The sequence below is a fragment of the Paenibacillus sp. J53TS2 genome (assembly GCF_018403305.1).
GTDB lineage: Bacteria > Bacillota > Bacilli > Paenibacillales > Paenibacillaceae > Fontibacillus > Fontibacillus rhizolycopersici.
In genome coordinates this window covers 1-19279 of the sequence record NZ_BOSK01000018.1, presented here as the reverse complement: position 1 = coordinate 19279, position 19279 = coordinate 1, and the positions used below count along the sequence as shown (strand labels likewise).

At 52.5% G+C, this 19279-nt stretch carries 18 protein-coding genes and 1 other RNA gene; 17 read left to right on the top strand and 2 right to left on the bottom strand.

The features are described from left to right. Positions 1-22 precede the first annotated feature (22 nt). Positions 23-442 (top strand): YwiB family protein, encoded by a 420-nt coding sequence (locus tag KJS42_RS22575; protein WP_193418741.1) that lies wholly within the window; start codon positions 23-25, stop codon positions 440-442. Continuing rightward, positions 443-2122, top strand: a complete 1680-nt coding sequence (gene argS, locus KJS42_RS22570; RefSeq protein WP_213624157.1) for an arginine--tRNA ligase — start codon at positions 443-445, stop codon at positions 2120-2122. Between the two features lie 111 nt (positions 2123-2233). On the opposite strand, the gene KJS42_RS22565 is transcribed toward argS, so the two are convergent. After that, a complete protein-coding gene (locus KJS42_RS22565) occupies positions 2234-3385 on the bottom strand; it encodes a S8 family peptidase (RefSeq protein ID WP_155608682.1) in 1152 nt (383 codons plus the stop codon). A gap of 426 nt (positions 3386-3811) precedes the next feature. Here KJS42_RS22565 and rpoE point away from each other — a divergent pair, with 426 nt between their 5' ends. The 9 genes from rpoE to KJS42_RS22520 all read left to right on the top strand — a co-directional run bounded on the left by rpoE (position 3812) and on the right by KJS42_RS22520 (position 13279). Beyond that, the gene (gene rpoE, locus KJS42_RS22560) at positions 3812-4378 is read left to right on the top strand and encodes a DNA-directed RNA polymerase subunit delta (protein WP_193418745.1); all 567 of its coding nucleotides are present in this window, start codon (positions 3812-3814) and stop codon (positions 4376-4378) included. Between the two features lie 339 nt (positions 4379-4717). Then, positions 4718-6319 (top strand): CTP synthase, encoded by a 1602-nt coding sequence (locus tag KJS42_RS22555; RefSeq protein WP_193418747.1) that lies wholly within the window; start codon positions 4718-4720, stop codon positions 6317-6319. A gap of 162 nt (positions 6320-6481) precedes the next feature. Continuing rightward, complete coding sequence (locus KJS42_RS22550) at positions 6482-6859, top strand: response regulator (protein WP_059040443.1); 378 nt, start codon at positions 6482-6484, stop codon at positions 6857-6859. A 218-nt stretch (positions 6860-7077) separates the two neighbouring features. Continuing rightward, complete coding sequence (gene fba, locus KJS42_RS22545; protein ID WP_155608683.1) at positions 7078-7932, top strand: class II fructose-1,6-bisphosphate aldolase; 855 nt, start codon at positions 7078-7080, stop codon at positions 7930-7932. A gap of 196 nt (positions 7933-8128) precedes the next feature. Next, positions 8129-9385, top strand: coding sequence for a UDP-N-acetylglucosamine 1-carboxyvinyltransferase (locus KJS42_RS22540; RefSeq protein ID WP_213624156.1), 1257 nt, complete (start codon positions 8129-8131; stop codon positions 9383-9385). Between the two features lie 113 nt (positions 9386-9498). Next, on the top strand, positions 9499-10866 hold the full coding sequence (gene rho / locus KJS42_RS22535; protein WP_193418749.1) for a transcription termination factor Rho: 1368 nt from the start codon (positions 9499-9501) through the stop codon (positions 10864-10866). A gap of 51 nt (positions 10867-10917) precedes the next feature. Beyond that, positions 10918-12186, top strand: coding sequence for a radical SAM family protein (locus tag KJS42_RS22530; protein WP_155608686.1), 1269 nt, complete (start codon positions 10918-10920; stop codon positions 12184-12186). Between the two features lie 101 nt (positions 12187-12287). Beyond that, on the top strand, positions 12288-12485 hold the full coding sequence (gene rpmE / locus KJS42_RS22525) for a 50S ribosomal protein L31 (protein ID WP_155608687.1): 198 nt from the start codon (positions 12288-12290) through the stop codon (positions 12483-12485). Positions 12486-12607: 122 nt separating this feature from the next. Then, positions 12608-13279 (top strand): PDDEXK family nuclease, encoded by a 672-nt coding sequence (locus KJS42_RS22520; RefSeq protein ID WP_213624155.1) that lies wholly within the window; start codon positions 12608-12610, stop codon positions 13277-13279. Positions 13280-13631: 352 nt separating this feature from the next. On the opposite strand, the gene KJS42_RS22515 is transcribed toward KJS42_RS22520, so the two are convergent. Then, the gene (locus KJS42_RS22515; protein WP_213624154.1) at positions 13632-14888 is read right to left on the bottom strand and encodes a stalk domain-containing protein; all 1257 of its coding nucleotides are present in this window, start codon (positions 14886-14888) and stop codon (positions 13632-13634) included. Positions 14889-15069: 181 nt separating this feature from the next. On the opposite strand from KJS42_RS22515, the gene ffs reads away from it, so the two are divergent. The 6 genes from ffs (at position 15070) to KJS42_RS22485 (ending at position 18979) form a co-directional block, all read left to right on the top strand. Beyond that, positions 15070-15336, top strand: an RNA gene (gene ffs / locus KJS42_RS22510) — signal recognition particle sRNA large type. Positions 15337-15461: 125 nt separating this feature from the next. Continuing rightward, positions 15462-17216, top strand: coding sequence for a DNA polymerase III subunit gamma/tau (gene dnaX / locus KJS42_RS22505; RefSeq protein ID WP_155608689.1), 1755 nt, complete (start codon positions 15462-15464; stop codon positions 17214-17216). Positions 17217-17315: 99 nt separating this feature from the next. Further along, on the top strand, positions 17316-17627 hold the full coding sequence (locus KJS42_RS22500) for a YbaB/EbfC family nucleoid-associated protein (protein ID WP_193418760.1): 312 nt from the start codon (positions 17316-17318) through the stop codon (positions 17625-17627). 27 nt (positions 17628-17654) lie between these two features. Further along, positions 17655-18254, top strand: a complete 600-nt coding sequence (gene recR / locus KJS42_RS22495; RefSeq protein WP_155608690.1) for a recombination mediator RecR — start codon at positions 17655-17657, stop codon at positions 18252-18254. A gap of 208 nt (positions 18255-18462) precedes the next feature. After that, a complete protein-coding gene (locus tag KJS42_RS22490) occupies positions 18463-18690 on the top strand; it encodes a DUF2508 domain-containing protein (protein ID WP_418888800.1) in 228 nt (75 codons plus the stop codon). Positions 18691-18715: 25 nt separating this feature from the next. After that, complete coding sequence (locus KJS42_RS22485) at positions 18716-18979, top strand: pro-sigmaK processing inhibitor BofA family protein (protein WP_155608692.1); 264 nt, start codon at positions 18716-18718, stop codon at positions 18977-18979. Positions 18980-19279 lie beyond the last annotated feature (300 nt).

Sequence of the window (19279 nt, the reverse complement as noted above, 5' to 3'; positions counted from 1 at the left end):
AAGTCGGAAGGAGATTTGCCCTATGCCGGAAACAAAGCCGGTGAGCCTCGTGCTGACGAGCCGACAGGGAACGGAAGAAACCGCACAGCACCTGCGGGGAAATGCCGCTTCCCGGGGCGAGTCCGTGTATATTCGGTATGAAGAGCCTGATCCAGGGCCGGATGGCGCCAAGACGCGCACGATGATCAAATTATCCGGCGACGAACTGAAAATCATGCGCCACGGCGGCGTGGAGGCCGAGCAAACCTTCCGCAGCGGATGCCGCCTGCCGGGATTTTACCGCTCCCCCTTCACCCAGTTTAACCTCTCCACCGATACCGTGAAGCTGGAGTCGAGATGGGATGGCAAGGTTGGTCACGTGGTATGGGAATACGATTTATACGTGTTCGAAGAATTATCGGGACGTTTTGAACTCAGTTTACATATACAGGAGGACGTTTAAATGCCACACAATCCGTTGGAACAAATGAACCAGGCGCTGAAGGAAGCGATTTTGGATGCGATTGTATCCGCAGGTCTGGCGCAGCGGGAGGAAATTCCGGCTATCGTGCTGGAAGTGCCAAAGGACAAGGCCCACGGCGATTTCGCCACGAATGCGGCCATGCAGCTGTCGCGGATCGCGAAGAAGAACCCGCGCCAAATCGCCGAGGAAATCCTCGGCAAGTTGGATCACGGGCAGGCCGGGATTGAGAAGGCGGAGATCGCCGGCCCGGGCTTCATCAATTTTACGTTAAGCAAGAGCTATCTCTATCCAATTTTGCTGCAAGTGTACCGCGAAGGTGAGAACTATGGCCGTACTGGACTGGGAAATGGGGAAAAGGTGCAGGTCGAGTTCGTCAGCGCCAATCCGACGGGCAGCCTTCACCTAGGGCATGCCCGGGGTGCGGCTGTGGGCGATGCGCTCTGCAATGTGCTGGATTTTGCCGGTTACGACGTAACGCGCGAATATTATATCAATGACGCCGGAAACCAGATCGTCAATATGATCAAATCGATCGAAGCCCGCTACCGTCAGGAGCTTGGACAGGATGTGGAGATGCCGGAAGACGGATACCATGGCGAGGACATCAAAGGGTTCGCCAAGGAGCTCGTCGCCGAGCAAGGCGATAAGCTGCTTAGCATGCCGGAGGAAGAGCGGACGGTGTTCCTGCGCAAATTCGGACTGGATAAAGAGCTTGCCAAGATCCAACGCGACTTGGAGCGCTTCCGGGTTGGCTTCGACGTCTGGTTCAGTGAAACCTCCCTGTACCAAGACGGTCAAGTGGAGGCTTCGCTGACCGAGCTGCGCGATAAAGGGCAGACCTATGAGCTGGACGGAGCGACTTGGTTGAAGACTACGGAATACGGAGACGACAAAGACCGCGTATTGGTGAAAAATGACGGATCGTATACGTATTTGACGCCGGACATTGCTTATCATCGCAACAAGTATGACCGCGGCTTTGACCGGATCATTAACATCTGGGGCGCCGATCACCATGGGTATATTCCTCGGGTGAAGGCGGCGATGCAGGCGATTGGCAAGGATCCGGAGAAGCTGACCGTTTTGATCGCACAGATGGTCAGCCTGTTCCAGGACGGCGAGAAGGTGAAAATGTCCAAGCGGACCGGCAAAGCGGTTACGATGGTGGACTTGATGGACGAGGTCGGCGTCGACCCGATCCGCTATTTCTTTACGATGCGCAGCATGGATTCGCATCTGGACTTTGATATGGACCTGGCCATTTCGACTTCGAACGAAAACCCCGTGTATTACGTGCAATATGCGCATGCACGGATCTGCAGCATCTTCCGCCAGGCGGAAGAGCAGGGGATCCAGGTGCCGGCCGCGGAGAGCGTGGATCTCGGCAAGCTGACCGCCGAGCACGAATACGATCTGCTGCGGAAGCTTGGCGAGCTGCCAGAAGAGATCGGCGTGGCCGCAGAGAACTACGCGCCGCACCGTCTGGTTCGTTACGTGTATGAACTGGCGGCGCTGTTCCACAGCTATTACCGGGCGGAGCGCGTCATTACGGAAGACGCGGATCAAACGGCAGCGCGTCTCGTACTCCTCGGCGGGGTGCGCACCGCGCTCGCGAATGTGCTCCGCCTGATCGGCGTGTCTGCTCCGGACAAGATGTAACTTTCGGGATCTAGAAGCATTGCCTGGACGCTTTACCTGGCTCCCTTAACCAAAGGGATAATCATGCAAGCAGCGTCGAAGACGACAACACCGATACGGCGTTCTACACACCTAGCTGCTGCTGCGCCCCGGTTTGGAACGCAACAGGCGCGCCGCGCTGAGCTCGCCGGCGCCGCCGCCTTTGGTTCTGGCCGCTGTGCTGGTTAATGGCTTGGCGGTGCGTCGCAGGCGCCGTTTGATTTCAGCCGGCTTCATGTCCGGCTTCATGGCAAGCAGCAGGGCAACCGCACCGCTGACGTGCGAAGTCGCCATGGAGGTGCCGCTCATTTCGCGGTAGCCGCCGCCCAGCCAGGAAGAGCTGATTTTCTCGCCGGGGGCGTAAATATCGATGTTGGGACCGTGGTTGCTGAAGGAGGCGATTTTGCCGTCCTTGCTGGTCGCACCTACGGAAATCGTTTGAGGGTAGCGCGCCGGGTAATCGGCGCCGCGGCCCTTTTTGTCGTTCCCCGAGGAGGCGACGACAACGATCCCTGCGTTATGAGCTTTTCGAATGATGTTTTGCAGCGAGGCGCTGTTGCTCTTCATGCCGAAGCTCATATTAACGATGTGCATCCGGTTGCGTACGCACCAGTCGATGCCCATAATGATATCGGAAACAAAGGCGGAGCCGTTATGGTCAAACGCCTTCACCGGAAAAATTAAGGACCGGGGGGCAACCCCCATCATCCCCTGCGATCCGCCGGAAGCGGCGATGGTTCCGGCGATATGGGTGCCGTGCCCGTTATCGTCGTACGGTAGACTGATTCGATTCAGCAGATTGATCCCTCGGGCCAGGGAATGGCGTAAATCCGGGTGACTGAAATCGGCCCCTGTATCGATGACGCCAACGCGTACCCGATAGCCAGTGGACATGGACCAGGTTTCCGGGGCACCAATTCGCCGTACCCCCCAAGGAATTGCGGTAGTTTGCCCTTTATTAGCCGCGGCTGGGCTATGGACGCTGACGAGGCTGTCTTCTTCGATCCTAAGGCCAAAGCGGGAGCGGGCGGCTTCCCCCCTCAAACCAAGGGGGCAGATGAGCGCCTGCAGTAGCGATGATGATCGGACGTGCCGCAGCGCGGGATGCTGGCGCTTGTACTTGAACAATTGCCGTACGCATTCGGCGAAATCAGCCGGGTGCGCAAAGCGGATGATGATACGACCGCTTTTTCCGGAGGCGTCGACATGATCGTTCAAATACCTGAGGAATCCAGAGTAGTCCATGTATAAGTAGCCCCTCCTACGAAGCGTGTTGAAGTATAGTATGAGGTTCCCTTTTTCATTGAATGGGGAAGCGGCCCTGTTTTGCGGAAATGGGCCCAGCTTGCCGTATTTGACGTCAATACGGCGTGTCAAAGTGCAAATCTGGACATAGGATGAAGAGAAGGCCTTGCGGCTTTCGCCAACCCAGGAGAAGGCCGGGGCCTTCTTTGGGGAAGGATACAGTCAAGGAGCGGAGAACCGGGGGTTCTCCGCTCCTTCCCTTTTGGCAGGCGGGGCTTTGGTGTGTTTTTAAAACTTGCAATTTGGGTCCAAATAGGTTTTACTATTGTGTGATATGGATATGTTAGTGAAGGAAACCGGCCTTAAGGAGAAGGTTTCATCTTTACTTTATAGTGAACTATTTGCGTGAGAGGAAGTGTCCGTAACGTGAGTACCCCTTTGAATTTGAAAATCGACCCGGAGAAGGTCCAAGAAATCCCGATGGTCGATTTGGCCTTTATGATCTTGAAAGCGGCAAATACGCCGTACTATTACCGCGACCTTATGAATGAGGTTGCTCAGCTTCGCGGAATGACGGAAGAGCAAATTAACGGAGCGATTGCGCAGCTTTATACGGAAATAAATATCGATGGACGGTTTGCCTGCGTCGGCACCAACCTGTGGGGCTTGAAGCGCTGGTATCCAATCGAGCGTTCGGAAGATCCGGTCGGCAATTCCAAACGTCCGCGCATCATCAATGACGACGACGATGATCTGGACGATGATTTTGTGGAAGAAGAAGATACGTACGTTTCCGACGACGAAGAGGATTACGATGCGATCGACGAGGACACCGAAGACGAGCTGTTCCCGGATGACGACGATGACGACGTGGAAGAAGTTGAAGACGAGGAATTGCTGCCTGACGAGGAACTCGAGGACGAGGATGAACTCGCCGAAGAAGAGGAAGAACTCGACGCTGAGGAGGATTTCGAGGACAGCGACGAGGATTAATTTGCCTCTGGACGGAGAACTCGCAGTTATGAGCACCAAATTGGAGGACGGCCTGAGCCGTCCTTTTTTATGTCTTATTTTGTTCAGAGAATGCCTCTCGACTTGACTTGACACGAACAGGGGTAACGGGTAAACTATTGCATGGGCTTATGATTCAAACCTATAACATATGCATTTTTTTGAAAGTGCCCCGACCTATTCGGGTGTCACTTTTTTTGTTTTTTTATAGCCTTTTTGGCTATGTTTTACCGGATAATAGGTTACGCTAATGATCTAAGTTGCCTGGATTTCTGGGATCCCATTTTCATGAACACGTACTACTTTAGGAGGTTTTAGGCTGTGGCAAAATACATTTTCGTGACAGGCGGGGTCGTATCCTCACTGGGGAAGGGCATTACGGCGGCTTCGCTGGGAAGGCTGCTTAAGAACAGGGGTTTGAAGGTAACGATCCAGAAATTCGATCCATACATCAACGTCGATCCGGGCACGATGAGCCCGTATCAGCACGGGGAAGTATTCGTCACGGACGATGGCGCTGAGACCGATTTGGATCTGGGCCATTATGAACGTTTTATCGATATTAATCTTTCGAAGAACAGCAATGTGACCACGGGGAAAATTTATTCCTCGGTCATCGGCAAGGAACGTCGGGGCGAGTATCTCGGCGGAACGGTTCAAGTCATCCCCCATATTACGAACGAGATTAAAGAGCGTGTCTTCCGCGCCGGACGTGAAGCAGGCTCGGACGTCGTCATCACCGAAATCGGCGGGACCGTCGGTGATATCGAAAGCTTGCCGTTCCTGGAAGCGATTCGCCAAATCAAGAGTGACATCGGACGCGAGAACGTGATGTATATTCACGTGACGCTGATTCCATATATCAAAGCCGCCGGCGAAGTGAAAACCAAGCCGACCCAGCACAGCGTCAAGGAGCTGCGCAGCATCGGGATTCAGCCGAACGTCATTGTCTGCCGTACGGAGCATGAGCTTTCGGACGATATCAAGGGGAAAATCGCCCAGTTCTGCGACGTTGATCCTAGCGCCGTTGTGGAATGCCGCGACGCAGACACGCTGTACGAAGTGCCGCTCAACCTGCGCGACGAAGGGCTCGACGAGATTGTCGTTAACCACCTTAAACTGACGACGCCGGCTCCGGATATGCGCGAATGGGAAGGTCTCGTAGAGCGGATCAACAAGCTGGAGAAAACGGTGGAAATCGCCATCGTCGGTAAATACGTGGCGCTGCATGACGCTTATCTTAGCGTGGTGGAATCGTTGTCCCACGCCGGCTTTGACGCCAATGCGGACGTGAAGGTCCGTTGGGTGAACGCGGAGGAAGTAACGGACGAGAACGTGGCTGAGCTGCTGCAAGGTGTAGGCGGGATTCTCGTTCCGGGTGGCTTCGGCGACCGCGGCATCGAGGGCAAAATTACGACGATCCGTTACGCCCGCGAAAACAAGATTCCGTTTTTTGGCATTTGCCTGGGGATGCAGGTGGCCGTGATCGAGTCTGCTCGTTCGTTGGCTGGGCTTCAAGGCGCCAACAGCTCGGAAATCAATCCGTCCACCGAATATCCGGTGATCGACCTGTTGCCAGAGCAGAAGGATATCGAGGATCTCGGCGGTACGATGCGGCTGGGATTGTATCCTTGTAAGCTAGCACCGGGATCGCTCGCCATGCAATGTTATGACGACGAGCTGGTGTACGAGCGCCATCGTCATCGGTATGAGTTCAACAATACGTATCGCGAGACGCTGGAACGCGTCGGCTTGCGTATTTCCGGAACCTCGCCGGATGGGCGGTTGGTGGAAATCGTGGAGCTTCCGGACCATCCTTGGTTCCTGGCGGTGCAATTCCATCCAGAGTTCACTTCTCGGCCAAACCGTCCGCAGCCGCTGTTCCGCGAGTTCGTGAAGGCCTCCATCGCGCATTTGTCCTAAACACGGATTGACCGCAAGTGCCAGCCCGGGGACACTCTGTCAATTATGGGTCAACTGATTTTTTAAGGCTCTTTTTTCCAGTGGAGAAGGGTTTTGCAAATCGGGAGCGAAGTATTTAGGTATGACCAGGATTACAGGGTGGACTTGTAGGAGGGCTTTTCGGTGGAAGAGAAGAAAGTGTTAATTGTCGACGATCAGAACGGAATCCGCATTTTATTGATGGAAGTGTTCAGCAGCGAAGGGTATAAAACGTTTCAGGCGGCCAACGGCAAAATGGCTTTGGAAATCGTCCGCAGCGACTCGCCGGATTTGGTGCTTCTCGACATGAAAATCCCGGGCATGGATGGTTTGGAAATCCTTAAACATATCAAGGAGGCCAATCCGGAGATCAAGGTCATCATGATGACGGCCTACGGCGAGCTCGATATGATCAAGGAAGCCACAGATCTTGGAGCTCTGATGCATTTTACGAAACCCTTCGACATTGATGAAATGCGCGCAGCGGTCAACATGCAGCTTAAGGGCGGAGCTCGCCTTTAGGCGGACCGCGATGAAAAGAAGGCCTTCTTTAGAAGAGCGGCGTGGAATCACGCGGTCTCCTAAAGAAGGTCTCTTTTTCTGGAATAAATAAGCACAAGGCGTTCACAAACGAAAGGAAAGCATGAATAGTATTTTTGACAGGTTGTGGTATAATAAGAAAGTGTGTGAATGTCGGCTAAATAAGATAAAATCCCACATCCTTAGGAGGATTGAAACCCATGCCATTAGTATCGATGACTGACATGTTGAACAAAGCCCTTGCCGGCAAATATGCCGTAGGCCAGTACAACATCAACAACCTGGAATGGACGCAAGCCATTCTGGCTGCAGCTGAAGAAGAGAAATCCCCGGTAATTCTGGGCGTTTCTGAAGGCGCTGCCCGCCATATGGGCGGTTTCTACACCGTTGTTAAAATGGTGGAAGGCTTGCTGCATGACATGAAAATTACAGTACCCGTTGCAATTCACCTCGACCACGGTTCGAGCTTTGATAAATGTAAAGAAGCGATCGACGCTGGCTTTACTTCCGTTATGATCGACGGATCCCATCATCCGATCGACGAGAACATCGCCATGACGAAGCAAGTTGTTGAATACGCTCATGCCAAAGGCGTTTCGGTTGAAGCTGAAGTTGGCACGGTCGGCGGTCAAGAAGACGATGTCATCGGCGGCATCCAATACGCTAACCTGGACGAGTGCGTTCGTATCGTCAAAGAAACCGGCATCGATACCCTGGCACCTGCTTTGGGCTCCGTGCATGGTCCTTACCACGGCGAGCCGAACCTCGGCTTCAAAGAAATGGAACAAATCCGCGATGCCGTTAAGCTTCCGCTTGTGCTTCATGGCGGGACAGGCATTCCAACGCATGATATCACCAAAGCGATTTCGCTGGGTACTTCCAAAATCAACGTGAACACAGAGAACCAAATTGCGTTCACCAAAGCGGTTCGTGATGTATTGGCTGCTAAACCAGACGCTTACGATCCACGTAAATACATCGTTCCTGGTCGCGACGCGATCAAGTCTACGGTGGTTGGTAAAATCCGCGAGTTTGGTTCCAACAACAAGGCTTAAGGATCAACGCCAAGCGTTTGCGCCGTACTCCGCTAGGATGGGGGCGGCGCAAACCATAGGGCGGACAAGGGATTGGACCGTCCAGCTGAATAAGGTGACTTGGAGAGTACACCGCTTAGACGGTGTCTTTCCATTTCTGCCGCTAAAAATCATGGGCTTGTGTACCGACGCAAATACGTAGGGGGATCCTGGACTTATGGAGAAATTAATGATCCGTGGCGGACGTCCGCTGAGCGGAAGCGTTTCGATCAGCGGTGCAAAAAACAGCGCAATCGCGCTAATTCCGGCTACGATCTTGGCAGAATCCGAAGTGGTTCTGGATAACTTGCCGATTTTGAGCGACGTGGCGGTATACTCGGAGATTTTGGAGGAGCTGGGTGCTCGCGTCATGTGGGATGGTAGTCAAATGCGCATCGATCCCACCCATATTCGTTCGATTCCGATGCCCAATGGGCCGGTAAAGAAGTTACGGGCTTCCTATTATATGATGGGGGCTATGTTAGGGCGTTTCAAAGAAGCTACGATCGGCTTGCCGGGAGGATGTAACTTTGAGCCTCGTCCGATTGATCAGCATATCAAAGGGTTTGAAGCATTAGGGGCGACCGTAACCAATGAGCACGGAGCCATTCATTTGCATGCGAAAGAGCTGCATGGCGCGAAGGTTTACCTGGACGTCAGCAGCGTTGGAGCGACAATTAATATTATGCTGGCGGCGACAAGAGCCAAAGGCGCTACAATTATCGAAAATGCGGCGAAAGAGCCTGAAATTATAGATGTGGCCACTTTGTTAAATTCCATGGGGGCCGTGATTAAAGGGGCCGGCACGGAGACGATCCGGATAGAGGGTGTTAGCGAGCTGAAAGGCTGCCGCCATTCCATTATTCCCGACCGGATCCAGGCGGGGACTTATATGATAGCTGCCGCGGCGACGCGGGGCGATGTCTTAATCGATGGCGTAATTCCTAAACACTTGGAGGCGTTGACGGCAAAACTGCTGGAAATGGGTGCCCAAGTTGAAGAGCTTGATGAGAGCATTCGAGTGATCGGACGCCCAGACTACCATCATGTCGATGTCAAGGCGTTAGTCTATCCCGGGTTTCCTACGGATATACAGTCGCCGATGACGAGTCTGCTCACCCAGGCGAAGGGGATCAGCGTACTTAGCGATTTTGTGTACAGCAACCGGTTTAAGCATGTGCCGGAGCTGGTGCGGATGGGGGCGAAAATCCGCGTGGAAGGCCGTTCGGCCATCATTGAAGGCGGACCGCTTAATGCAGCCAAGGTCAAAGCGGCGGATTTGCGTGCCGGGGCGGCGCTGGTTGTAGCCGGATTAACTGTTCCAGAGGGAATTACCGAGGTTTTCGGCGTGGAGCTGATTGATCGGGGTTATGACCATCTGGTTCCGAATTTGCGCGCTTTAGGCGCGGATGTTTGGCGAGAAACGGAAGAATAACTTTCCTCTCCGTCGCATAAGTTGCCAAAGATAGGGCATACTAGGCGAATAAGTCTATCATTATGCCATGACTTCATAGATTTCAATAAAATTGAATAGGTGGTTATTTTAATATGGATCTTCAAATCGCCGATCTGGAAGGGATGAAGCTTACCGAGCTGTACAAGCTGGCGAAGCAGTATCAGATCCCTTATTACGGCCAATTAAAGAAGAAAGAATTGATTTTCGCTATTTTAAGGGCACAGGCTGAACAAAGCGGTCTGATGTTTATGGAAGGCGTGCTCGAGATTTTGCCGGAAGGGTACGGATTCCTAAGACCGATTAATTATTTGCCCAGTACGGAAGATATTTATATTTCCGCTTCGCAAATCCGCAAGTTTGATCTGCGTACCGGGGATCTCGTTTCCGGGAAATGCCGAACGCCTAAAGAAAATGAAAGGTACTTTGGCCTCCTGCAAGTGAACGCCGTTAACGGCGAGAATCCGGCTATCGCGGCCGAACGTCTGCATTTCCCAGCGTTGACTCCATTATATCCGCAGACCAAATTAGCGCTCGAAACTTCCCCAAATCACTTATCCACTCGTATTATGGATTTGCTTGCCCCGGTCGGACTTGGCCAGCGCGGCTTGATCGTGGCGCCGCCGAAAGCAGGGAAGACCTTGCTGCTTAAGGAAATCGCCAACAGCATCTCCACCAACAATCCCGAAATTGAGTTATTCGTATTGTTGATTGATGAACGTCCGGAAGAAGTAACGGATATGCAGCGCTCCGTCAAAGGTGAAGTGATTGCTTCTACGTTCGACGAGCTGCCGGAGAACCATATCAAAGTTGCGGAACTTGTGTTGCAGCGCGCTTTGCGATTGGTGGAGCACAAGAAGGACGTCGTTATTTTGCTGGATAGCATTACGCGTCTTGCCCGCGCCTATAACTTGGTCGTTCCGCCGTCGGGGCGGACGCTGAGCGGGGGGATCGATCCGGCTGCCTTCCATCGTCCCAAGCGTTTCTTTGGTTCAGCCCGGAATGTGGAAGAGGGCGGCAGCTTGACGATTTTGGCAACGGCTTTGGTGGATACCGGTTCTCGGATGGACGATATTATTTATGAAGAATTTAAAGGCACCGGCAACATGGAGCTGCACCTGGATCGAAAGCTGGCGGAACGCCGGATTTTCCCGGCCATCGACATTCGTCGCTCCGGCACGCGCCGCGAGGAAGTGCTGCTCAGCAAGGAAGAACTGGATACGATCTGGTCGATTCGCAAGAATATGAACGACTCTTACGACTTTGTCGAAGGGTTCCTGAAGAAACTGCGTGACTGCAAGACCAACGCTGAATTCCTGGCATCTTTTGACGTTTCCGGCAACACGCCTTCGGGTGGCGGTAACGGCGGAGCACGTCGTCCGGTTCGTTCATCAAGCTCCGCCTCTGCGCGGACTAGTTCGACTTCTTCGAACGCCGGGACCCCGCATAATTCCACAGTCTAAAAGTGTATCGGGAAGCATTGCTTCCGCGATGAATACAAAGAGGAGAACAACATGTACTTAGTGTATGCAGATGAACAAGGACAGGTTTATGATCACTCTTCGCTATACGGTTTAGCCCGCAGCGCGGATATGATCGTGGAGATCATGGAGGATGAGCTGATTCCACTTCCGGAAGGGGCGACGTTGGTGGGTTTACCATCCACCCGGCCGATCGGCATGGATCCGGAGACTGGCGAAATGAAGCCGCTCCCCGGGAATGTCCAGGCGGTTGGAGCTTTGCTTCCGCAAGGCTATACCCGTCTTTGTCTGCCGGGGTATGTGAAGACCGACAAGGATTATAAACTCCCTTTGTTCGGATATTCCGCGGTTGTCTGGAAAGACGGTCAGTTTTATGTGACGGCGCGCTTGTCAGACGACCCCGAGAAGTGGAATCCGCTGAATTGCGATCCTCTTGAACTGAAGAATCAAGTGAAAACCTATACTTCCCGTTATCCGGAGAATCGGCTGTACGAGCATTTATCCAACTGCGCGTTGGGTTATGAGTGTCTAACGGCTTCCAATACGTTTCTGAATCGCTGGGAAGGGGCTGTCCCTGTCTCCTATTCCTGTAACGCGGGTTGCTTCGGTTGCATTTCTGAACAGCCGGACGATAGCGGATTCGTCTCCCCGCAGACGCGCATGAACTTCCGTCCGCGCGTTGAAGAGCTGGTGGAGATCATGATGGAGCATTTGACCACGCCGGAGTCGATCATCAGCTTCGGCCAAGGCTGTGAAGGGGAACCGTCCACGCAGGCCAAGCTCATCATTGAGTCGATTCGCGAAGTCAGACGCCGGACCGATATGGGGTATATTAATATCAACACCAACGCGGGGTTATCCGATCATATTCGCGGGATCGTCGATGCGGGCTTGGATTTGATGCGAGTTAGTACGATCAGCGCGCTGGATGATCATTACAACGCCTACTACAAACCACGTGGCTATACATTGGCGAATGTAGAGAAGTCGTTGAAGTATGCTGCGGATCAAGGGGTATATACCTCAATCAACTATCTGATCTTCCCCGGGGTAACAGACCGTGAGGAAGAAGTGGAAGCGATGATTGAATTTGCTCGTCGCAGCAAGATAAAGCTGATTCAGCTGCGCAACCTGAACATCGACCCTGAAAGCTATCTGGAGTTGATTCCGAAGGCGAAGGGCGAGATTCTCGGCATGAAGCAGGCGATCGAGATTTTTCAGGAGGAGCTTCCGGATGTTGTGATCGGATCGTACACGCATGTACCGCCGGCTGAATTGGCCCGGGTCAAAGTGCGAGGATAAAACAGGCAATTGCGTGAAAGGTTGGCCCGTGCTATAATGCGATTGTGTGTCATTACAACTCTGGGCACGACTGAGGCTCAGGGCGGAAAGAGGTGAAAGTGATGAAAGAAGCAGTTCAACCGAAATATCACGTGACTACGGTAACTTGCGCTTGCGGCAACACGTTCGAAACAGGTTCCGTAAAACAAGACCTGCGCGTTGAAATTTGCTCCAACTGCCATCCATTCTTCACAGGGAAGCAGAAATTCCTGGATGCTGGTGGACGTGTGGATAGATTCAAAAAGAAATACGGTATCTAAGATACCCTTACACAAGCGAAATGACGAAGAACGTCTTTGCCTATCTGATGATGGGCGGAGGCGTTTTTTTCTTATTTACTGACGTGAGTATACAAGTTCGGTTTTAGGGAGGCGGCGTACATATGGAGTTTGATCAGGTGCATCGGTTGTGGTTGGACACGCATCGCAACCGTCGTTCCGGCGAACGAAAAGACCGTTTGGATCGAGGGCATGGGCATGGCGAGCAGCTGTTTTTACGAAATGTATGGTGGCCTTTGCGTGGGAGTCTGGATAACCTGCATCCGGAGTATGAAATCGCGGATTGGCGGGGGCGGCCATATTTTGCGGACTTCGCTTGGTTAACGGAAGTCGTGAAGCTCGTCATTGAGATCAAAGGATTCGGACCGCATGTTCGCGACATGGATCGCACGATGTATAGCCGGGAGTTGAACAGAGAAATTTTTCAGCAAGCTCTGGGTTACCGGGTGATTTCTTTGTCTTATGACGATGTGGAGCGACAGCCTGAAATTTGCATTATGCTGCTTCGGATGTTAATGAGTCGGTTTGAGGTATCTGGACAATGTGATCTGGCTAAGATCGCGTTGAAGTCTACGTTGCTGCAAGCAGTGCAAATAGGAAAATCTATTCGCCCGAAGGACGTAGAAAGGCAGCTTGGCGTAAATCATCGGACTGCGGTGCGGTATTTACAGCAGTTGTGCCAGCAAGGCTGGCTGCATGCGCATTCCAGCGGGAATTCGGGCCGGGTGTTGATGTATGACGTGGTACGGCGGGATTGGGATGCGTTTGATTGGTAGAAGGAGAAGTGCCCCATCGACCCCGACGGACTCCTAATACCGCTCGATGCCAATCGCCAAGTGTAAAAGTGCAGTTGATTCGAGCTAAAATTGAATATTTTGCTTGTTGGAATGTAAAAGTGCAGTTCAAAAAGGCTGTAAATTGGAAAACTCGCAGCAACAGGCGAAATTAGACTGTACTTTTGCATTTGAAACGGCAACTATATGCCGATTTGGCGAAATAAACTGCACTTTTACATTTCAGACGGTTAAGGTGGGGGCGCGTACAAATAAAAACAGGTCGGAGACGATAACCGACATCTGTCAGCCCTCGATCCAACCTGCTTATTAATGAAAGCTTACTTACTTCTTTTTATTTCTTAAACTCCACGCTTTGCTTGAGGCTGGTCCACTCCTCACTCTTGATGATACCCAGCCGCCATAAAGCGATGCCTTTCAGATCATAACGTTTCGCCAGACCGGTCAGCGTCTTGACGGTCGTTTGGTCCTCGCTGTCCAGGTTGAGCCCGAGGATCAGTTTGCTGGCGCTGGTCTCTTTTAGGGCCAAACGTATCGCTTCATCTACTTTATCCACCGGCTGCGGCCGACCGCTGTTGTCTCCCGGGAGGTAATCGTAAGCCATGATCACGATTTCGTCCGCCAGCGCCCCCAGGGTCTTATAGTCATAGCCCTGATAAGACGAATTCAACGGGTGGAGGGCCAAGGACAACTTGAGGCCGGCAGCCCGAGCTTGCTTAGACAGTTCCTTCACGAAGGCGTTAAAAGCTTGACGCGTAGTCGCTTTGTCCGTCGTTAAGCCGAGCCCTTCGAAATCAAGCATGATGCCTTGGAATGCTTTCTCTGTCGCCGCACTGACCATGTCGGTGATCGCCTGCTGGCGCAGGGCAGGATCTTCAATGATCCGGGTTAGCTCCCCTTTCACGTCGCTGGAGTAGACCATCAAATAAGGCAAGGTCCGAGCGGCAGCCGCGTCATTCACGAGACTGTCCGGGGTTACATCGCCAGCGGACTGCGGTAGTCGGAAGACATCGCCGGTTTGCGTGAACTGCCCATTCTCATCGATGCGACTCCAGCCGAAAGCAACGGCGTCCAGACCAGGAACCGCTCCTACATCCGAGTAGGAGGAAATGGCGTAGAATCCCAGCGTATACATCCGCTCCTGCGGAGAGGCGATGGATACGGTCTTGGATGTTTGGTCCCATCCGACCTGCGCTCCGAACTGTTGACTGAAGAAGCTGAGCGGAATCAGCGTATTGCCGCCTACGGAGCGAGGGGCAACCGCCAATGGGATGGAAGCGTTGTTCACCTTCGCCGTTTTGCTGTTCAGCGTTAGTTGCACATGGATTGCTTCGGCTCCTGTACCTTTGACAGCGGTGATCGTTTTAGAGGCCTGATTCCAAGTTACGGTAATCCCGAGCGCTTCGGATATGGAGCGGAACGGAACCAGCGTCGTGCCACTCACGATCATAGGTTCGCCAGAAAAGGCCAACGGATATCCGTCCAGCAGAATCCGTACCGATGACGCCGCCTCAGAGTGAGAAGGCTGCATTCCGAACAGGCCTCCAGCCAAAAGGGTAGTGGCCAGCAAGATTTTCCCGATAGGTTTCATGTGTTTCTCCTCTCTTATGTTCTCTTATTCTATTAATATATCAAAATAAAGGTAGAGTTGCATGGAGAGGTAAGGCATAAATCAGTGACAGCCAAGGCATAGACAAGGCACCTCAGCCCACCTCAGCCAACTTCTTCCCTCCGGTTGCAATTTGTACAGGCATAAGATATACTTAGTTTCACCGTGCTAGATGGGGAGGTAGCGGTGCCCTGTAACTCGCAATCCGCTGTAGCGAGGTTGAAGTCCTGTTAGAGGTCTTGTCGATGTGAGGCCGGTCTTTACGGCAGATGTTGACGGACGGGTCCTCCGCAAGGAGTACCTGCGAACCTGGTCAGGTCCGGAAGGAAGCAGCCATAAGCAGTATTACTCCTGTGCCGGAGGGCAGCCTGTCCCGAGTCATGCCGTAAAGGTGCCGCTCGGATCGCAATGATCAATAACAGGTGCACGGTGAATATACGATAAGAAATACATCTTTGTCTGCGGACAGGGGTGTTTTTTTGTACATAGACCAAAAGGCTATAGTATAATAAGGAAACGACAACCGTCGTTTGAGGAAGAAAGAGGTGCCGCATAATGGAGCATATTGCGCTGTACCGGGCTTGGCGGCCGCAGTCGTTTCAAGACATGGTGGGGCAGCAGCATATCATCCGCACGTTGCAGAATGCGATCCGCGAACAGCGGCTGTCGCATGCCTATCTGTTCAGCGGTCCGCGGGGAACCGGGAAGACCAGTGCCGCGAAGATTTTGGCCAAAGCCGTAAACTGTGAAAAGGGTCCTGCAGCTGAACCGTGTAATGAATGCGATGCGTGCCGGAGGATTACAGCTGGCGCCGTCATGGATGTACTTGAGATTGACGCCGCTTCCAACCGGGGGGTTGAGGAAATCCGCGACCTGCGGGAGAAAGTCAAATATGCCCCTACGGAAGTGCGGCAGAAGGTTTATATTATCGATGAAGTCCACATGCTGACCACGGAAGCTTTCAACGCGCTGCTAAAAACATTGGAGGAACCGCCTCCGCATGTGATGTTTATATTAGCGACTACCGAACCGCACCGTTTGCCGGCAACCGTCATCTCGCGCTGTCAGCGCTTTGATTTCCGCCGGGTATCACTGGAAGAACAAAGTGAACGACTGCGGATGATCTGCGAACAAGAGGGCATCGAAGCGGAGAAGGAAGCGATCGATTATATCGCCAGATTGTCTGACGGCGGGATGCGCGATGCGTTAAGCGTATTGGATCAAATCGCATCATTCTCGGGTCGTAAGGTCTCGTACCAACAGGTGCTGGACATGACCGGCGGCATCGCCTCTCGGCAGTTTGCAGAGCTGGCCAAAACCTTGCTGGCCGGTGACATCGGCGGGATGTTGCAGATGATCGACGGCTTTATGCAGGAAGGTAAAAGCGCGGATAAGTGTATGGAGAACCTTCTATACTATTTCCGCGATTTGTTGATGGTCAAAATGGTACCGCAGGCGGACAAGTTGACGGAGCGCGTGTTGGATCCGCAGGATTTTGCGGAGATTGCTGAAGCTTTTACAAAATCGCAGTTATTCCGCATCATCGATACGTTAAATCACTATCAGACGGAAATGAAATACGCGGTCCAACCACAAACGCTGTTTGAGGTCGCTTTGCTGAAGATCTGTACGTTTGGAGGAGAGGGCGCCGAAGAGCAGCCGACGGGGGCTCGCGGCACAGGAGCGTCTGCCGATGCATCCGAGGTCCATCAGCTCCGGCGTCAGCTTGGAGAATTGGAAGCGAAGCTGGAACGGGCGCTGCAGGGCGGACTTGCCGCAGGAGGCAATGCCTCAGGAGGTTCAGCGGCCGGAGGAAGTCGGCCTTCGCGGAGTGCCGCTCCACGTGTGGCCTCGAAGGCAAAAATCCCAGCCGGGATGGATCATTATCTCGCTGCGCGCAATAGCCCGGAATTTCTGGATATCCAGCAAAAATGGAACCAAGTACTTCAGGCTGTCAAGGACGCCAAGATTACAATCCATGCCTGGTTTGTAAATGGCGAGCCCGTATCGGTTTCGGAGGAGAATGTGTTAGTCGCGTTCAAAAACGATATCCACCGTGAGACTACGGAGAAGCCAGCCAATAAGCAGGTCATTGAAACGGTAATGGAACGCCAATTGGGCAAACCGTACCATTTGGTGACCATGATGCTGAAGGATTGGACCGATGCGTTGCAAGGTGCTGGAGAACGGCCCGGCGGCGAGCCGCTCGAACTGGAGCCTCTGCCAGAGGATGGCGGGTCTGGGAAAGAACCTTGGGTGGACGAAGCGTTAAGTATCTTCGGGGATGACCTGGTCGTTATCAAGGAATAACTAACCATCGGCCAGGTATAGACCGTAAAATCGTGGTTATGTTTTTTCTATATATCGCATGATGTACATGCAGACCAATTAAAGGAGAAGTGAACGAGCGTGAACAATATGAACCAAATGATGAAGCAAGTGAAAAAAATGCAGGAGCAAATGCTCAAAGCACAGGAGGAACTCGCCAGCAAAACGGTAGAAGGCACTGCGGGCGGCGGCGTGGTAACCGTAGAGGTGAATGGTCATAAGAAGGTACTGGCACTTACCATTAAACCGGAAGCGGTGGATCCGGACGACGTGGAAATGCTGCAAGATTTGGTGCTTACTGCAGTGAATGACGCTTTGACGAAAGCCGAAGAGTTGGCAAACCAGGACATGGGCAAGTTTACGGGCGGAATGAAAATTCCAGGCCTATTCTAATTTTACAAACTGAAGGAGAAGGCCCCATTGTATTATCCCGAACCGATCGCGAAGCTGATCGATGCATTTACCCATTTGCCCGGTATTGGGCCGAAGACGGCGGCGAGACTAGCTTTTCACGTGCTACGCATGAAGGAAGATGACGTCATCGATTTCGCTAAAGCGCTGGTTAGCGTGAAGCGTAACCTTCATTATTGCTCCGTCTGCTGCAACATCACGGATACGGATCCTTGCCGGATATGTCAGGATAAGACCCGTGACGCATCCGTCATTTGTGTCGTACAGGAATCCAGAGATTTGGTGGCGATGGAGCGGACGAAGGAATTCGATGGATACTATCATGTGCTGCAGGGGGCAATTTCGCCGATGGAAGGCTTGGGACCGGATGATATTCGGCTCAAGGAGCTGCTAAACCGGTTGAGCGACGAGCGGGTGAAAGAGCTGATTTTGGCGACCAATCCGAACATTGAAGGGGAGGCGACGGCCATGTATATTTCTCGTCTCGTGAAGCCCTTCGATATTCGCGTCACCCGAATCGCTCATGGGCTGCCGGTTGGCGGCGACCTGGAGTACGCGGATGAAGTGACGTTATCCAAGGCGCTGGAAGGGCGCCGAGAACTAAATTAGATTTTTACTTATCGTTTGGTACTGAAGAACTTTAGGTCCGGGCTTTCGCTTGGGGCCTGAAGTTCTTTTTGTTTTCTGACCGTCACGGTTCTAAGTTTGTCCTCTCCCCGATACACATGAAATAAACCGGATGGGGAGGCGATCAAGCTTGAAGATATTGAAACGCTGGGGCGAAGGCCGCTTAAACCAGGCTCGCGGAAACGAGGCGATGGATTACAAACGGGAATTGTATGCGGAAGTGATCAATGCGCTGAGGGAGTGGGAACGAGCACGGATCGCTTTTCAGGAAGCGGTAGGGCACGATGAGGTAGATGTAGCGATCTATACCTTGGAGGCGGCAGAGCGAAGGTACCAAATCCAACTCAAGGCGGCTAAGCAGGCGCAGGTGGATTGGGATGCTTTTCGGAACGGGTCCTATTATGGGGAAGGCTCATGAACATTTCATATAGGAGGGGAAAAAGATGAAGCTTGTGCTGATCGGCATCCTTGTCGTGTCGCTGGCGCTGCTGTTATACATTTTGTTCTCGCGTAAACTCGGATTGGTTTGGCTGCCGCGGTTCGGGCTCCATATCGTGCTGGCGGCGCTGGGCATTTATGTGATCAATTTCTCCGGGTTAATAACCGAAGTGTACATTCCGTTGAATCCGGTCACTTTAAGCACAGTAGTCGTGCTTGGCTTGCCTGGTGTCGCCCTGTTGGTGGGACTTAAATTAACTATGATTTGACGGTTGACTCGGCCAGATCATCTATGGTACATTATAATTCGCTTCTCCGGCAGGACAAGCTGGACAAGGTCTTCCAGATGATGACAATCAAAAAGTCCTTGACTAAAGAATGGGCAGCGTGATATATTATAAAGGTCGCTGCTGAAACGAAGCGATAACGAAATACAGATGGTTTGATCTTTGAAAACTGAACAACGAGTGAGTAATACAATGAGATTTTAAATCTCGTCAGTTTGTTTAAATGAGCAAGTCAAACACTTTATTGGAGAGTTTGATCCTGGCTCAGGACGAACGCTGGCG

Bases quoted from the DNA above. Each gene is read 5' to 3' on its own strand.
- argS (WP_213624157.1), top strand. From the start codon at position 443: ATGCCACACAATCCGTTGGAACAAATGAACCAGGCGCTGAAGGAAGCG.
- KJS42_RS22490 (WP_418888800.1), top strand. From the start codon at position 18,463: ATGGATTACAAACGGGAATTGTATGCGGAAGTGATCAATGCGCTGAGG.
- KJS42_RS22515 (WP_213624154.1), bottom strand. From the start codon at position 14,888: ATGAAACCTATCGGGAAAATCTTGCTGGCCACTACCCTTTTGGCTGGA.
- KJS42_RS22565 (WP_155608682.1), bottom strand. From the start codon at position 3,385: ATGGACTACTCTGGATTCCTCAGGTATTTGAACGATCATGTCGACGCC.
- KJS42_RS22520 (WP_213624155.1), top strand. From the start codon at position 12,608: ATGGAGTTTGATCAGGTGCATCGGTTGTGGTTGGACACGCATCGCAAC.
- KJS42_RS22575 (WP_193418741.1), top strand. From the start codon at position 23: ATGCCGGAAACAAAGCCGGTGAGCCTCGTGCTGACGAGCCGACAGGGA.
- KJS42_RS22540 (WP_213624156.1), top strand. From the start codon at position 8,129: ATGGAGAAATTAATGATCCGTGGCGGACGTCCGCTGAGCGGAAGCGTT.
- rpmE (WP_155608687.1), top strand. From the start codon at position 12,288: ATGAAAGAAGCAGTTCAACCGAAATATCACGTGACTACGGTAACTTGC.
- KJS42_RS22530 (WP_155608686.1), top strand. From the start codon at position 10,918: ATGTACTTAGTGTATGCAGATGAACAAGGACAGGTTTATGATCACTCT.
- dnaX (WP_155608689.1), top strand. From the start codon at position 15,462: ATGGAGCATATTGCGCTGTACCGGGCTTGGCGGCCGCAGTCGTTTCAA.
- fba (WP_155608683.1), top strand. From the start codon at position 7,078: ATGCCATTAGTATCGATGACTGACATGTTGAACAAAGCCCTTGCCGGC.
- rho (WP_193418749.1), top strand. From the start codon at position 9,499: ATGGATCTTCAAATCGCCGATCTGGAAGGGATGAAGCTTACCGAGCTG.
- KJS42_RS22485 (WP_155608692.1), top strand. From the start codon at position 18,716: ATGAAGCTTGTGCTGATCGGCATCCTTGTCGTGTCGCTGGCGCTGCTG.